Here is a 15,945-nt window from a genome sequence, read left to right as displayed (position 1 = left end):
GTCTCGCAGCGCATCTCTCCCACGACGCTGTGAGCTGCGAATGCGCGGGTCAGCCTGGCGGGGTCCGCCAGCCGCCGGCCGCCAGCCGCCAGCCGCCAGCACGCCGGTCGCGATGCGCCGTGCGTCAGCTCCGTTCGCTGCCCAGCACGGGCACCGGAAGGTCGTCCACCCGCCGGGTCCCACCCCGGTAGGCCAGCGCCACCGCCACGTACACCAGGGTGAGCACTGCGAACGTCGTTCGCGACCACCCGGTGTCCGGCAGGGCGACAGCGGCCAGCGCGGCCGCCGCCACGAAGGCGGCGTTGTAGAGGACGTCGTAGAGCGAGAACGCGCGCCCGCGGTAGGAGTCGTCGGTGTCGCGCTGGACGATGGTGTCCACCGCGATCTTCGCGCCCTGCACGCCCAGCCCCATGAGCACCGCGGCCGCCATGATCACCGCCCGGGCAGGGGAGAGCGCCAGCAGCGTCTGGCTCAGCGCGGCGATCCCCAAGCAGGTGACGATCCAGACCGACGGGCGCATGCGCTCGTGCGCGACCGGGGTCAGCACGATCGCCAGCCCGTTGCCGGCGAAGGAGATCGCGGTGAGCAGCCCGAAGGTCTTCAGTCCCGTGTCGGCGTCGGCAGGGTCGGAGAGCAGGTTGCGGGAGATGAGCAGCAGGGCGATGAAGTTGACGCCGTAGAGGAAGCGGTGGACGGCCATGACGCCGAGGGCCATCCCCGGGGTGCGGCGCGCGACGAGGTAGCGGGCGCCGTCGACCATGTCGCCGACCGTCGCGCGCAGATCCCGCCGCAGCTCTGCCGCACCGGAGCGCCGGTCGGGCCCGAGCTGGTCCGGTCCCAGCCGGAGTGCGAGCAACGAGGCGGCGCCGAAGAGCAGGGCGGCCACCGCCAGCACCACGCCGTCCTTGAGGGATCCCGCCGGCATCACCATGTTGATGAGGAACCCCACGGCCGCACCCACCACGGCGGAGACGCCGCCGAGGGTGGGGGTGAGAGTGTTGGCGATGAGCAGCAGGTCGCCGGGCACCACCCGCGGCAGGCCGGCCGACAGCGCCGAGAGCAGGAACCGATTCACGCCCAGGGTCACCAGGGCGAGGACGTACACCGGCAGCCCGACGCCGACGGTGGCCATCAGCACAGCGAGCACCAGGCCGAGCACCACGCGCAGGGCGTTGCCGAGGAACAGCACCTGCCGCCGCCGCCAACGGTCCAGCAGCGGCCCCGCGAACGGGCCCACCACGGTGAACGGCAGCAGCAGGACGGCGAACGCGGCGGCCACGCTGGTGGCGGTCGCCATGTTCGCCGGGTTGAAGAAGAACAGGGTGGCCAGCCCGATCTGGAACATGCCGTCCCCGCACTGGGACACCAGCCGGACGGTGAAGAGCTTGCGGAAGTCGCGGTGGACGGCAACCGCTCGCAGGTCGGACAGCACGCTCACCGGGGCCGCACCGCCGAGATGGCCGGTCCGTGGGTCCGCTCGGCGGACGACGCCGGAGCGCAGAGGAAGAGGATCGGCACCGAGGCAGGCTATCCGACGCCCTCCGGAACTCGACCGGCCCTGTGAGCCCTCCCACCGCACGCCCCGGGACGTCCGGGGCTGGCAAATGCCGACCGATGGCGCGACGATGAATAGGTGGATGCATCAAACTTTGACGGCAGGAGGTCCACCGGGTCGGGTTCCCTCGCGGCCGGGACACCCGACCCCGCGCTGCGGGACGCTGCCGACGTCACGCGTGACCTGGGCACCGACCCCACCACCGGCCTGAGCACGGCCGAGGCCGCCCGCCGGCTGGCGGGCGACGGCCCCAACGAGCTGCGCGGCAAGCCACCCGTTTCGCTGTGGCGAAAGGTCCTCGCCCAGTTCCAGGACCCGTTGATCTACCTCTTGCTCGTCGCCGTGGTCATCTCGCTGGTCGCGTGGGGCGCCGAGGGCGCCGCCGGCCTGCCGATCGACGCGATCGTCATCGCCGCCGTCGTCGCGCTCAACGCCGTCCTCGGCTTCGTTCAGGAAAGCCGAGCGGAGAACGCCGTCGCCGCCCTGCAGTCCATGACCGCCGCGGGCGCCACGGTGCTGCGCGACGGCGAGCTGCGCACCGTGCCCGCCGCCGAGCTGGTTCGCGGCGACATCCTTGCCCTCAGCGAGGGCGACGCCGTCGGTGCGGATGCGCGGCTGATCACCGCCAACGCCCTGCGTGTCTCCGAGGCCTCCCTCACAGGCGAGAGCGAGGCGGTCCTCAAGGACCCCGCCACCCTCGCCGAGCCGGCGCCGCTCGGTGACCGGCTGGACATGGTCTACAAGGGCACCGCCGTGGCGCAGGGCGTGGGACGCGCCGTCGTCACCGCCACCGGCATGGGCACCGAGATGGGCGCCATCGCCACGATGCTCGACGAGACCCAGGAGAGCGTGTCGCCGCTGCAGAAGGAGATCGCCGCGGTCAGCAAGCTCCTCGGCGTCAGCGTGATCGTCATCGCCGTGGTCGTCATGGTGGTCACGGCGATCGTCAACGACGTCTCCTCCCTGAGCGAGTTCGTCACCGTGCTGCTGCTGGGTGTCTCCCTCGCCGTCGCTGCCGTGCCTGAGGGTCTGCCGGCGATCCTCTCTGTGGTCCTGGCCATCGGCGTGCAGCAGATGGCCAGGCGCAACGCCGTCGTGAAGAAGCTGCACTCGGTGGAGACGCTGGGCTCGGCGACCGTTATCGCCTCGGACAAGACCGGCACCCTGACGAAGAACGAGATGACCATCCAACGCGTCGTCACCGCCTCCGGGGAGGTCGAGCTCACCGGGGTGGGCTACCGGCCGGCGGGCGAGGCGCGGCACGACGGCCACGAGCTCATCGACCCCGCGCTCGTCCACGAGGTCCGCCTGGTCCTGGGCGGCGGCTTGCTGGCCAACGACGCCCAGCTGCGTGAGCACGACGGCGAGTGGAAGATCCAGGGCGACCCCACCGAGGCCGCGTTCCTGGTCGCCGCGCACAAGCTCGACGGCACAGTGGAACGCGCCGGGGAGTTCGAACGCCACGGCGAGGTGCCCTTCACCTCCGAGCGCAAGATGATGTCCGCGTTCGTCGGGCGGGGCGCGCCCGACGGCGCGCTGACCGTGGTGACCAAGGGTGCGCCCGACGTCCTCCTCCGGCGCTGCGCCGCCGTGCAGGTGGGCGACGACGTCGTGCCGCTGGACGGGACACGCCGCGCGCGAGCGCTTGACGACGTCGAGCGGCTCTCCGCCGAGGCGTTCCGCACCCTCGGGGTGGCCTACCGCCGGCTGGACGAGGCCGCCGTACGCGACGGCCTGGACGAGGCGGACGAGCAGGAGCTGGTCTACGTCGGGGTCGTGGGGATCATCGACCCCCCGCGCGCCGAGGTGGCCGACGCCGTCGCCGAGGCACACCGGGCCGGCGTGCGGGTCATGATGATCACCGGCGACCACCCCACCACCGCCGCCCGCATCGCCGCCGATCTCGGCATCGCCCGGCCCGCCGACCGCGCGGTCTCTGGCACCGAGCTCGACGAGCTCTCCGCGGAGGAGCTGCGTGAGGTCACCCGGACCACGTCGGTCTACGCGCGCGTGGCCCCGCAGCACAAGCTGCAGATCGTCGACGCCCTGCAGGCCGACCAGCAGGTGGTGGCCATGACCGGCGACGGCGTCAACGACGCCCCGGCGCTGAAGTCCGCCGACATCGGCGTCGCCATGGGTATCACCGGCACGGAGGTGACCAAGGAAGCCTCGAAGATGATCCTCGGCGACGACAACTTCGCCACGATCGTCGAGGCCGTGCGGCAGGGCCGCGTCATCTTCGACAACATCAAGAAGTTCCTGCGCTACCTGCTCTCGTCCAACATGGGCGAGGTCTTCACCGTGTTCTTCGGGGTGGTCCTCGCCGGTGTCATCGGGCTGGCCGGCGCTTCCGACGAGGCGGTGGTGGTGCCGCTGCTTGCCACCCAGATCCTGTGGATCAACCTCGTCACCGACTCCGGGCCGGCGCTCGCGATGGGCGTGGACCCCGAGATCGACGATGTGATGGCCCGCCGCCCCCGGCAGCTGAGCGACCGGATCATCGACCGCCGCATGTGGACGGGCATCCTGTCCATCGGGCTGGTCATGGCCGCCGCCACGCTGCTGACGATCGACATCTTCCTGCCTGGCGGGCTGGTCGAGGGCTCGGACTCCCTCGAGGTGGCCCGGACCGCCGGATTCACCACGCTGGTGTTCGCGCAGCTGTTCAACGCGTTCAACTCCCGCTCGGAGACCACGAGCGCGTTCCACCGGCTGTTCGTCAACAAGTGGCTGTGGGCGGCGGTGGCGCTCGCGGCTCTGCTGCAGGTCGCGATCGTCGAGGTGCCCTTCCTCCAGACGGCGTTCGGCACCGCCTCGCTGGACCTCGCGCACTGGGGTGTGTCTGTGCTGACGGCGTCGGCCGTGCTGTGGTTCGACGAGCTCCGCAAGCTGGTCTGGCGGGCGCGGCTGCGGGGGGAGCCCGACGCGGCCTGAACCCGTGCAGCGCCTGAGCAGGATCCGCACGTCGTCCACAGGCCGTGCGCGACCGCCGTCCAGGCCGAGCGGGGAGACGGACGCCGGAGGCCCCGTCACCGTGGGGTGACGGGGCCTCCGAGGCGGCGCGTATCAGGCCGAGAGCCGCTCAGTCGCTCAGCGCTCGAGCTCGCCCTCGATGAAGGCCTCGACCGTCTGGCGCGCGACCTCGTCGGGGCGCTGCTCCGGCGGCGACTTCATGAAGTACGACGACGCCGACAGCAGCGGGCCGCCGATCCCCCGGTCGAGGGCGATCTTGGCCGCGCGCACCGCGTCGATGATGATGCCCGCGGAGTTCGGGGAGTCCCAGACCTCGAGCTTGTACTCCAGGTTCAGCGGCACCTCACCGAAGGTCGTGCCCTCCAGGCGGACGTAGGCCCACTTGCGGTCGTCGAGCCACTCGATGTAGTCCGAAGGGCCGATGTGCACGTTGCGCGGCTCGAGGTGGCCGTGCAGGTTCGAGGTCACGGCCTGGGTCTTGGAGATCTTCTTCGACTCCAGGCGGTCACGCTCGAGCATGTTCTTGAAGTCCATGTTGCCGCCGACGTTGAGCTGGTACGTCCGGTCCAGCCGCACGCCGCGGTCCTCGAACAGCTTGGCCAGCACCCGGTGCGTGATCGTCGCGCCCACCTGGGACTTGATGTCGTCACCGACGATCGGCACGCCGGCGGCGGTGAACTTGTCGGCCCACTCCTTGGTGCCCGCGATGAAGACCGGCAGCGCGTTGACGAACGCCACCCCGGCGTCGATCGCGCACTGGGCGTAGAACTTGGCGGCGTGCTCGGAACCCACAGGCAGGTAGCACACCAGCACGTCCGCACGAGTCTCGCGCAGGCTGGCGACGACGTCCACGGGCTCCGCCGTCGACTCCTCGATCGTCTCGCGGTAGTACTTGCCCAGGCCGTCGAAGGTGTGACCACGCTGGACCGGCACACCGAGCGGCGGCACGTCGCAGATCTTGATGGTGTTGTTCTCGGAAGCGTTGATCGCCTCGGACAGGTCGGTGCCGACCTTCTTGCCGTCGACGTCGAAGGCAGCCACGAACTCGATGTCACGTACGTGATACTTGCCGAACTGCACGTGCATCAGGCCAGGGACGGTGCTCTCGGGGTCGGCGTCGGCGTAGAACTGCACGCCCTGGACCAGCGAGGACGCGCAGTTCCCGACGCCGACGATGGCGACGCGGATAGCACTCATGCTTGCTCCTTTTTCAATGGTTCGTTCCTGGAAGTGGCGGGAGCGCCGGTGGCGTCCGCGGAGGGTGCGCCAGCCGGGCGGGTTCCCGGTGGCAAAGCCGCGTCGCCCCGATGTGCGGACGGCCCGGAGGTGCGGGTCGTGCCCGGCGGCGAGATGTCGCCGTAGTCGAGCGCGCCACGCGTGCCGCGCTCGGTGTCGATGACCCGCTCGAGCCAGGCCACCTCCCGCTCGACCTGTTCCAGGCCGTGGCGGGCGAGCTCGGCGGTATAGGAGTCCATGCGCCGCGACGTGCGGCCGAAGGACTGCCGGAGGTTCTCCATCCGCTCCACCATGCGCGCACGGCGGCCCTCGAGGATGCGCAGACGGGTGGTGGCGTCCGTGCTGCCGAACAGCGTGAAGCGGACGTCGAAGGAGGCGTCGTCATCCCACGCGGCCGGGCCGGCGGTGGCGAGCGAGCCTTCCAGGTGCGCGAGCCCGGCCCCGGTGATCCGGTAGACGATGCGGGCCCGCTTCCCGGCCAGCCCCGGGGCGGCGGCGGGATCGTCGGCCGTGATGAGCTCGCGGTCGGTCAGCGTGCGGAGCGCGGGGTAGAGCGAACCGTAGGACAGGGTGCGGAACGCGCCGAGCGTTGCATTGAGGTGCTTGCGCAGCTCGTAGCCGTGCGTCGGGGTCTCCCGGAGCCGGCCGAGGATGGCCAGCTCGAGCATCTGGGACCGTGTGCCCAATGCCGGCCTCCTCTCGTGGTGCCAAGGCGCCGGGACGGCGCTGGTTCGGCCCGGTCGGGTCGTGACGACTCGCCCTGGGATAGCACCGCAATATATCGCACCGATATATCGCGGCCACCGATGCGCGTCGTCAGGTGCGATGTGACACGCCTCCAGATGTGACGGCGGACATGGTCTACGGCAAGGTGGCTGCCGCATACTGAAGGACGATCTGCCCGTAGGGCGACCGGTCCAAGGTGCGAACAACCCGGGGCCGTGGCGCCGCGGGCGACGTCCCCACCCGCGCCGGGCACCGGTGTGGCACGGCGAAAGGCAGTCCTCTTTTGGCACGCACCCCGAACTGGAACCCCACCGGGCGCTCGGATGATCGCCGCGGTGGCGCCGGTGGCGGTTCGGGCCGCCCGACGGGCGGGGGAGGGTCGGGCGCCCGCGGTGCGGCCGGCGGGGGCGGAGCGGCACCGGGACGGCGGCCCGCCGCCAGCCGTACGGCGGCGTCCAGCCGTACCGCGGCGTCCGGTCGTGCAGCAGCCTCGGGCCGCACCGCCGCCGCCAGCCAAAGCGCCGCGGGCGCGAGCCGACGCGGCGGGGGTGGGCGGCGCCCGGCTGCGAAGAACAAGGGCTTCTTCGACTACCCGCGATCGGGCAAGGGGCCCATCCGGCGCTGGCTGCCGAGCTGGCGTGTCGTGCTCGGCACGATTCTCACCGGCATCGCCGCGGTGCTCGGCGTCTTCGTCTTCGCCTACGCGACCACGGACGTGCCCGCCCCGGACGACTTCGCGCTCGCGGAGGCCACGACCGTCTACTACGCCGACGGCGAGACCCCCATGGGCTCGTTCGCCGAGTTCGACCGCGAGTCCGTCCCGCTCGACTCCCTGCCCGAGCACGTCAGCGCCGCCATCATCGCCTCAGAGGACTCCGGTTTCTACGAGAACAACGGCGTCGACCCTAAGGGTCTCGTACGCGCCCTGTGGAACAACCTGCGGGGGCTGCCCACCCAGGGCGGTTCCACGCTGACCCAGCAGTACGTCGAGCGGTACTACACCGGCACCACGACCAGCTATCTGGGCAAGTTCAACGAGACCATCCTCGCGCTGAAGATCGACCGGTCGCAGTCGAAGGAGACCATCCTCGAGAACTACCTCAACACCATCTACTTCGGTCGCGGCGCGTACGGGATCGAGAAGGCCGCGCAGGCCTACTTCGACAAGCCCGCCGCCGAGCTGTCGATCTCAGAGTCTGCCCTCATCGCGGGGATCATCCCCTCGCCCAGCCGGTGGGACCCGGCGGTCAACCCCGAGCGGGCGGAGCAGCGGTGGAACCGGGTGCTCGACCTCATGGTGCAGGACGGGTGGATCGACCAGGGGGACCGGGACGCCGCCGTCTACCCCACCGCCATCGACCGGAACACGGAGAACACCTACGGCGGTCCCACCGGGTACCTGCTCACGATGGTGCGCGAGGAGCTCGTCAACCGCGCCGGCATGACCGAGGAGCAGATCGACACCCGCGGGCTGGACATCGTCACCACCATCGACCAGCGCAGCCAGGACGCGGCCGTCCAGGCGGTGGACAACCTCCCCGACGACCGGCCCGAGAACAACAAGGTCTCGCTGGTCTCCATCGACCCCGCCACGGGTGGGATCGTCGCGCTCTACGGCGGTCCGGACTACGTCAGCCAGCCGCGCAACGCCGCCACACAGGACCGCGCCCAGGCCGGCTCGACCTTCAAGCCGTTCACGCTGATCTCGGCGCTGGAGCAGGGTGCAAGCCTGTACGACACCTACCAGGCTCCGGCCCGCCTGGACATCGGTGACTGGACCGTGCGTAACTTCGACGGGCGCGGGCTCGGCCGGATCAACCTCATCGAGGCCACGGAGAACTCGGTCAACACCGTCTACGGCCAGCTGAACGAGGAGTACGGGCCGCAGAAGACCCTCGAGGCCGCCGTCCGTGCCGGTGTCCCGCAGGACACGCCCGGTCTCACGGCGGACATCTCGAACGTGCTCGGCCCGGCCTCCCCGACCTCCCTGGAGATGGCGACGGCGTTCGCCACCTTCGCCTCCCAGGGCGTGCGCCACGACTCCTTCATCGTCGACGCCGTCCGTGACGCCGCGGGCAACACCGTCTACACCGGCGGCGGGCAGGGCGAGCGTGAGTTCGACGAGCAGGTCACGGCGGACGCGACGTTCGCCATGCAGGCCGTCGTCGAGGACGGCAGCGCCGCGAGGAGCATCGGCAACTCCCTGGGTGGCCGCCCGGTCGCCGGCAAGACGGGTACCTCGACGGGGCAGAAGTCGGCGAACTTCGGGGGCTACGTCCCCCAGCTGGCCACGTTCGTCAACATGTACCAGGTGGGCCCGGACGGTAGCGAGGAGTCCCTCACCGGCTTCGGCGACGTGTCGACGGTGTTCATGGGCGGCGGGCAGTACCCGGCGCGGATCTGGCGTGACTACATGGTCGGCGCGACCGAGGGCATGCCTGTCGAGGACTTCCCCGAGCCCTCCGCGCGCCCGCGTCGCCCCGTCGCTCCGCCCGTCGAGGCGCCGACCACCGAGGTGCCCACCGAGGAGCCGACGACCGAGACGCCCACCCCGGAACCGACCACCGAGGCACCGACGGAGGAGCCCACCACGGAGGCTCCCACCGAGGCGCCGACCGAGGTGCCCACCGAGCCCACGACCCCCCAGCCGGGCGGCCCGACGCCCGGTCAGCAGACCCCGCCCGTGGCGCCACCCGCCGGAACCGACACCCAGGGTCAGGGTCGGTGGCAGGACTTCATCGGACAGGGGCGCGACCGGACCTAGCGGTGCGATGCGACGCGGCGCAGCGCGACTGTCCACAGCGGCTGTGACGAGCGTCGCGGTCGGTGGGAGGGCGTCGCTACGGTAAAGTAAGTCGCTGGTCCCCGCGCAGCCGCACCCGCGGATGGGTAGGGGCCGGACACGCATCACCCTCCTGTCACGGAAATTCCGTGACCGCCTGAGTCCAGAGGAGGTGGGTATCAAGCATGCGTAGCTATGAGCTCATGATCATCCTCGACCCCGAGGTCGACGAGCGTACGGTCGCCCCGTCGCTCGACAAGCTGCTCACGGTCGTCAAGACCGGCGGCGGCACCGTGGAGAAGGTCGACATCTGGGGCAAGCGCCGTCTTGCCTTCGACATCAAGAAGCGTTCCGAGGGCATCTACGCCGTCGTCGATATGAAGACGACGCCGGAGCTGGCCCAGGAGCTCGACCGTCAGCTCGGCCTGAACGAGGCCGTCCTGCGCACCAAGCTCATCCGCCCGGACGCTCACTGAGCATCCGCTCGTCGAGCACCACCTGACCCAGGGAGCAAAGCATGGCAGGAGAGACCGTCATCACCGTCGTCGGCAACCTGACGGCGGACCCCGAGCTGCGATTCACCCCGTCGGGGGCGGCCGTGGCCAGCTTCACCGTGGCGTCTACGCCGCGCACCTTCGACCGCCAGTCCAACGAGTGGAAGGACGGGGAGACCCTGTTCCTGCGCTGCTCGGTCTGGCGCGAGGCCGCGGAGAACGTCGCCGAGTCGCTGACCAAGGGCACCCGCGTGATCGTGCAGGGCCGTCTGGTCCAGCGTTCCTTCGAGACCCGCGAGGGCGAGAAGCGCACGGTCGTGGAGATGCAGGTCGACGAGGTCGGTCCCTCCCTCCGGTACGCCACGGCCAAGGTCACCCGCGCCTCGCGCGGCGGCGGCGGTGGTGGCGGCTTCGGCGGCGGCCAGGGCGGCGGATTCGGCGGCGGCCAGCAGGGCGGATACGCCGCTGCCGGCGCGCAGCAGGGTGGCGGCTTCAACGCCCCCGGCGGCGGCCAGCAGGACGACCCCTGGGCCACGGGCGGCGGCTCGAGCGCGTTCAACGACGAGCCCCCCTTCTAAGTCAGACCTTTTCTCTCGCGGGGCACCACCCCGCGCACGGATCATCGAGGAGCACCACCATGGCGAAGCCCGTTCTTCGCAAGCCGAAGAAGAAGGCCAACCCGCTCAAGGCGGGGAAGATCGACAACATCGACTACAAGGACACCGCGCTGCTTCGGAAGTTCATCTCCGACCGCGGCAAGATCCGCGCCCGTCGCGTGACCGGGGTGTCCGTCCAGGAGCAGCGACTCATCGCGAAGGCCGTCAAGAACGCCCGCGAGATGGCTCTGCTGCCGTACTCGAGCTCGGCTCGCTGAGAAAGGAGACGACTCATGTCCAAGCTGATCCTGACGCACGAGGTCTCCGGTCTCGGCACGGCCGGCGACGTGGTCGAGGTCAAGGACGGGTACGCCCGTAACTATCTCGTGCCCCGCGGCCTGGCCACGCGCTGGACCAAGGGCGGCCAGAAGCAGGTCGACCAGATCCAGGCGGCGCGCAAGTCGCGCGCGATCGCCACGATCGAGGAGGCCCGCGACGTACGAGACCGTCTGCAGGCGAACCCCGTCACCATCGCGGTTCGTTCCGGTGAGAACGGCCGCCTGTTCGGCGCCGTGACCACCGCGGACATCGCCGAGGCCGTCAAGGCCGCCGGTGGCCCGCAGCTGGACCGCCGCAAGATCGAGGTCCCCACCCCGATCAAGGCCCTCGGCGAGCACAAGGTCAACGTGCGCCTCCACGAGGACGTCCAGGCGTCCCTCGAGGTCACCGTCGTCCCCGGCAAGTGACACCACGCCGGTCCTGACCGGCACCCGCTAGCGCCGAGATGTCATCTTCTCCGTGAGATGTCATGCCCGGCACGGTGAACAACGGCCCGGCTCCCCAGGGAGCCGGGCCGTTGCCGTATCTGTCCGATGTCATACGTGCCCGGCGGCGGGTGACACACGACCCCCGGCCGGCGTCAGGCGCCGTCGTACGCGGCACGCAGCTCGGCGATGTCGAACTTGCCGAAGGTGGCCAGCATGGCCTGCATGGCCCGTTGCGCCTTGGCGGGGTCCGGGTCGGTGATCATCTCGATGAGCTCGGTGGGGGTGACCTGCCAGGACAGCCCGTACTTGTCCTTCAGCCAGCCGCACGGGGCTGCCTGGCCACCTTCGACGAGGGCGTCCCAGTAGTGGTCGACCTCCTCCTGGGACTTGCAGGTGATCTCGAACGAGACGGCCTCGGTGAACGAGAACTCCGGGCCTCCGTTGATGCCGACGAACCGCTGGCCCTGAAGCTCGAAGGCGACCGTCATGACCTGGCCCTCGGGGCCGGGCGCATCCGGTCCGTAGCGGGCGACCTCCGTGATCCGGCCCTCCCCGAAGACGGCGATGTAGAAGTTTGCGGCCTCCTCGGCCTCGGTGTCGAACCACAGGTTCGGGGTGATCCGCTGCATGGTGTCGTCCTCTCCGTGTCGGTGACCCTCTGTGCCCGTGCGTCGCACCGGGGCGGTGCGGTTCGACACCGGCCCGCCCGACGAGTCGCCCGGACGCCACCCGTCATCCGGGCGGTCGCCCGACTCAGCGCTCCGCGCCGAGCACCATCCACGCGGTGCCGCGGGCCCGCAGCCCCGTGGTCACCGCCCGCGCTGCCATGAAAGCACCGCCGAAGGCCGCCCACAACCACGCAAGCCCGGCGACGCCGTCGGGCGCGTACTGCTGGACCGCCCACGCCAGCGGCAGGTAGACCACCAGCGTGAGCACGCCCGCCCGGGCCAGGTAGCGGCCGTCACCGGCGCCGATGAGCACACCGTCGAGCACGAAGACCCAGCCGGCGATCGGCAGGCACGCCCCGGCCACGGCGAGACCGACGGCAGCGGCCAGGCGGACGTCGTCGTCGGCGGTGAACAGCGGCGCCAGCCACCATCCGGCTGCGGCGAACACGACGCCGAGCGCCACCCCGGCCCCCGTGCCCCACTGCAGGCAGCGGCGCATGACGGCGCGCACGTGCGGCACGTCGCCGGCCCCCAGGCCGCGGCCCACGAGCGCCTGCGCGGCGATCGCCAGGGCGTCCAGGCCGAACGCGGCCAGCCCCCACATCGCGTTGATCACCTGGTGCGCGGCCAGGGCGACGGCGCCCAGTGAGGTGGCCACCGCGACCGTGGTCAGGATCGCGAGCCGCAGGGTCAGCGTGCGGACGAACAACGGCGCACCGATCAGCGCCGCGGACCAGATGCCGGCGGCGTGCGGGCGCAGGCTCACCCCGAGCCTTCGGGCGCCGCGCAGGACCACGATGCCGAGCACGACCGCCATGCCGGTCTGCGCGACCGCGGTGCCCAGCCCGGATCCGGCCACGCCGAGCCCCAACCCGTAGATGAAGACCGCGTTGAGGCCGATGTTCGACAGCGCGCCGGCGACGGCCACGACGAACGGCGTGCGGGTGTCCAGCAGGCCGCGCAGCGTGCCGGTCGCGGCCAGGACGAGCAGCATGCCCGGCAGCCCCGGGGCGGAGGCGCGCAGGTACGCGACGGCGTGCGGGGCGACGGTGTCCGGCGCGCCCATCGCGTCGACGATCCACGGTGCGGCGGCGAACGCCGCTGCGGCGGTGACCAGGCCCAGTCCCAGGCCGAGCCACATGCCGTCCACGCCGGCGGCGACGGCGCCGGCCCGGTCGCCGGCGCCGATCCGGCGCGCGGTGGCCGCGGTGGTGGCATAGGCGAGGAAGACGAAGATGCCGACGGCGGTGGTCAGCAGGGTGGAGCTGAGCGCGAGCCCGGCGAGCTCGGCGGTGCCGAGGTGGCCGACCATCACGGAGTCGATGAGAACGAACAGCGGCTCGGCGACCAGCGCGCCGAGCGCAGGCAGAGCCAGGGCGAGGATCTGCCGGTCCAGGAGCTTGCCGCTAGGCCGCTCCGCCTCAGGTGTGCGTCGAGGGTTGACGCGGGCCTTCGGAGTGTCGTCCACGGATGTGCCTACTTCTTTCTGTCCACAGTCTGTGCACGTCCCGGCGGGCGGATTCCGGGCGCCGGTGTCATGGCGGACGGCCTGCTCCACATAGTTATCCCCAGACTGTGCACAACCCTGAGGATGGCGTCCACACGCCGTCCACAGGATAGGTCGTCTGTTATGCACAGGGGCGCTTGGCCACCAGGCAGGTCGGGGCCGTACCGTCCGCTTGGGCGCTCTTTGCGCGCCGCCTGTCGGCTGGTGTCAGTGGCCGCCGGTAGACCTGGTGCCAGGTGGTACGAGGTGCGGAAAATGGAGGAGGTCGTTTGTCTCTCGTCGACGAGCAGGTGGGGTCCCGGGAGGCCTTCGACAGGACGCCTCCGCAGGATGTGGCGGCCGAGCAGAGTGTGCTCGGCGGCATGCTGCTGTCCAAGGACGCCATCGCCGACGTCGTCGAGGAGCTGCGCGGCAACGACTTCTACCGGCCCGCCCACGAGATGGTCTATGAGGCAATTCTCGACCTGTACGGTCGCGGCGAGCCGGCGGACGCCGTCACGGTGGCGGCCGAGCTCGCCAAGCGTGGCGAGATCGCCCGGGTGGGCGGCGCCCCGTACCTGCACACGCTGATCTCCTCGGTGCCCACCGCGGCGAACGCCGGCTACTACGCCCGCATCGTGCGGGAGCAGTCCGTGCTCCGGCGCCTGGTCGAGGCTGGGACCCGCATCGTCCAGCTCGGCTACTCCACCGACGGCGGCGACGTCGACGAGCTGGTCAACAGCGCCCAGGCGGAGGTCTACGCCGTCACCGAGCGGCGCACCAGTGAGGACTACGTGCCCCTGCGGGACACGATCAACCTCGCCATGGACGAGATCGAGAAGGCCTCGAACCGCGGCGAGGGCATGACCGGCGTGCCGACCGGGTTCGCAGATCTGGACACCTTGACCAACGGTCTGCACGGCGGCCAGATGATCATCATCGCGGCCAGGCCGGCCGTCGGTAAATCAACTCTGGCAGTGGACATCTGTCGGTCAGCGTCCATCAAGCACGGTTTGACCTCGGTGATCTTCTCCCTGGAGATGGGCCGCGCCGAGCTCACCATGCGTCTGCTCGCGGCGGAGGCGGCGGTGCCGCTGCAGAACATGCGCAAGGGCAACATGCGTGACGAGGACTGGACGAAGATCGCCCAGGCCATGGGTCGCGTCTCCGAGGCGCCTCTGTTCATCGACGACAGCCCGAACATGTCGCTCATGGAGATCCGCGCCAAGTGCCGGCGGCTCAAGCAGAAGCACGACCTGCGGCTCGTGGTGGTCGACTACCTCCAGCTGATGAGCTCGGGCAAGCGGGTGGAGTCGCGCCAGCAGGAGGTCTCGGAGTTCTCCCGTGCCCTCAAGCTGCTCGCCAAGGAGCTCGAGGTGCCGGTCATCGCGGTCGCCCAGCTCAACCGTGGCCCCGAGCAGCGCACGGACAAGAAGCCGATGATGAGCGACCTTCGCGAGTCAGGCTCGCTCGAGCAGGACGCGGACGTCGTCATCCTGCTGCACCGCGAGGACTCCTATGACAAGGAGACCCCCCGCGCCGGCGAGGCGGACATCATCGTGGCCAAGCACCGTAACGGGCCGACCGACACCGTGGTGGTGGCATTCCAGGGTCATTACTCGCGTTTCGTGGATATGGCGCGGTAAGAATGCCGACGATTGCCTGAAACTGCAGACCAGGTCCAGCGAGGCTGGATGCTATCGAGGCGCCGGGAGGAGGGCCGCAGCGTGGCCGCCACGACAGGCGTTCGGTACCGCAGGGCAGGCCCAAGCCGTCGGGGCCTTTGTGGCCGCTGCCCGGCGCGGCGCTCGGATGCCCTAACGTGCTCGCCTACTACTGGGTAGCTGTACTGGTCTACATGGAACCCTGAGACCAGCTGCACTCTTTTCACAGTCTCGGCCGCGGATAGCCCGGACCGTCGAGGCCGCCGCCTGGTTGTCGAAATCCACGCGACCGTAGTCCTCTGCGGTCCTCTGCGGTCCTCGGCTGCTACGGGTGTGGCTCGAGCCGCGTGCCCCTGTCCGTACGGGTTCAGCGCCGTGCGTGCGGTGGTCGGGTGCGGCAACGCCATTGGCGAGGGGTGCCCACAGTGCGGTCGAGGGTGCGGACCAATTCGCGAGAGATCTGAGTCGCGCTCGACCACGTTGCGTTGCCGGCAGGCCCGATGCGTCAGTCGCGACGAAACGTGCTCAGCACGGATGCCGCCGTCGGTTGGGCCGGGCTCGCCGCCGCCGGGATCATGGCGCTCCACGCCGGACTGCTCTTGCAGCAACGACAAGGCGCCAGCGTTGGAGAATCGCCCCGCCACGAACGGCGTGTTTTGAATGAACGGAAAACACTCGGCAAGGTGTGCCGAGTCTGTAGACCTGCAATCGCGCCGATGATCCTGCAAGGAAGTGCGAGACGTTGACAGAGTTAGGCGCTTCGGATTAGCGACAGTGGCGCGGTGACTCACGTTGTGGGCGTCGCACGTAGCGGCCGGGCTCGGGGTTGAACGAGGCTTCTGGAGATAGCGGGGTGATGTGATGACGGACCGCAAAATGTGACGACCTGCCATTTGGCGCGCGCCCCTGAATCAGCCAGAACCTGATGCAGCCGCGACTTTCTCAACGGGCTCAAGGACAATCCCGCGACCAGCTCTGGACGTTGGCCGCTTCGGCAG

The 15,945-nt window shown here is 70.2% G+C and carries 12 protein-coding genes; 7 read left to right on the top strand and 5 right to left on the bottom strand.

Going from position 1 to position 15,945, the window contains the following annotated elements:
* Window positions 1-124: 124 nt before the first annotated feature.
* The gene (locus FE374_RS18915) at window positions 125-1,438 is read right to left on the bottom strand and encodes an MFS transporter (protein WP_168205767.1); all 1,314 of its coding nucleotides are present in this window, start codon (window positions 1,436-1,438) and stop codon (window positions 125-127) included.
* A gap of 195 nt (window positions 1,439-1,633) precedes the next feature.
* On the opposite strand from FE374_RS18915, the gene FE374_RS18910 reads away from it, so the two are divergent.
* Window positions 1,634-4,489: a cation-translocating P-type ATPase gene (locus FE374_RS18910; protein WP_139931111.1), complete on the top strand. Its 2,856-nt coding sequence runs from the start codon at window positions 1,634-1,636 to the stop codon at window positions 4,487-4,489.
* A gap of 156 nt (window positions 4,490-4,645) precedes the next feature.
* On the opposite strand, the gene FE374_RS18905 is transcribed toward FE374_RS18910, so the two are convergent.
* Both FE374_RS18905 and FE374_RS18900 read right to left on the bottom strand, forming a co-directional pair.
* Window positions 4,646-5,725 carry an inositol-3-phosphate synthase gene (locus FE374_RS18905; protein WP_139931109.1) on the bottom strand — a complete coding sequence of 360 codons (1,080 nt, stop codon included), beginning with the start codon at window positions 5,723-5,725 and terminating at the stop codon, window positions 4,646-4,648.
* The gene (locus FE374_RS18900) at window positions 5,722-6,450 is read right to left on the bottom strand and encodes a PadR family transcriptional regulator (RefSeq protein WP_139931107.1); all 729 of its coding nucleotides are present in this window, start codon (window positions 6,448-6,450) and stop codon (window positions 5,722-5,724) included. The genes FE374_RS18905 and FE374_RS18900 overlap by 4 nt, the downstream gene beginning before the upstream one ends.
* 683 nt (window positions 6,451-7,133) lie before the next feature.
* On the opposite strand from FE374_RS18900, the gene FE374_RS18895 reads away from it, so the two are divergent.
* From FE374_RS18895 to rplI, 5 genes are all read left to right on the top strand, one after another.
* Window positions 7,134-9,254 (top strand): transglycosylase domain-containing protein, encoded by a 2,121-nt coding sequence (locus FE374_RS18895; protein ID WP_139931105.1) that lies wholly within the window; start codon window positions 7,134-7,136, stop codon window positions 9,252-9,254.
* 203 nt (window positions 9,255-9,457) lie between these two features.
* Window positions 9,458-9,748 carry a 30S ribosomal protein S6 gene (gene rpsF / locus FE374_RS18890; protein WP_139931103.1) on the top strand — a complete coding sequence of 97 codons (291 nt, stop codon included), beginning with the start codon at window positions 9,458-9,460 and terminating at the stop codon, window positions 9,746-9,748.
* A 41-nt stretch (window positions 9,749-9,789) separates the two neighbouring features.
* Window positions 9,790-10,344, top strand: coding sequence for a single-stranded DNA-binding protein (locus tag FE374_RS18885; RefSeq protein WP_139931101.1), 555 nt, complete (start codon window positions 9,790-9,792; stop codon window positions 10,342-10,344).
* Window positions 10,345-10,403: 59 nt separating this feature from the next.
* The gene (gene rpsR, locus FE374_RS18880; RefSeq protein ID WP_123915777.1) at window positions 10,404-10,640 is read left to right on the top strand and encodes a 30S ribosomal protein S18; all 237 of its coding nucleotides are present in this window, start codon (window positions 10,404-10,406) and stop codon (window positions 10,638-10,640) included.
* 15 nt (window positions 10,641-10,655) lie between these two features.
* Entirely contained in the window at window positions 10,656-11,108 is a 453-nt protein-coding gene (gene rplI / locus FE374_RS18875; RefSeq protein ID WP_139931099.1) for a 50S ribosomal protein L9, read from the top strand.
* A 173-nt stretch (window positions 11,109-11,281) separates the two neighbouring features.
* Here rplI and FE374_RS18870 read toward each other — a convergent pair whose 3' ends face one another.
* On the bottom strand, window positions 11,282-11,758 hold the full coding sequence (locus FE374_RS18870; RefSeq protein WP_139931097.1) for a VOC family protein: 477 nt from the start codon (window positions 11,756-11,758) through the stop codon (window positions 11,282-11,284).
* A gap of 124 nt (window positions 11,759-11,882) precedes the next feature.
* Window positions 11,883-13,265, bottom strand: a complete 1,383-nt coding sequence (locus tag FE374_RS18865; RefSeq protein ID WP_139931095.1) for an MATE family efflux transporter — start codon at window positions 13,263-13,265, stop codon at window positions 11,883-11,885.
* A gap of 308 nt (window positions 13,266-13,573) precedes the next feature.
* Between FE374_RS18865 and dnaB the strand changes: the two genes are divergently transcribed.
* The gene (dnaB, locus tag FE374_RS18860) at window positions 13,574-14,929 is read left to right on the top strand and encodes a replicative DNA helicase (protein WP_139931093.1); all 1,356 of its coding nucleotides are present in this window, start codon (window positions 13,574-13,576) and stop codon (window positions 14,927-14,929) included.
* Window positions 14,930-15,945: the final 1,016 nt, after the last annotated feature.

It is taken from the genome of Georgenia yuyongxinii (assembly GCF_006352065.1).
In the GTDB taxonomy this organism is placed as follows: Bacteria; Actinomycetota; Actinomycetes; order Actinomycetales; family Actinomycetaceae; genus Georgenia; species Georgenia yuyongxinii.
The sequence above is the reverse complement of the archived record's forward strand: the minus strand, read 5'-3'. Positions and strand labels throughout refer to the sequence as shown.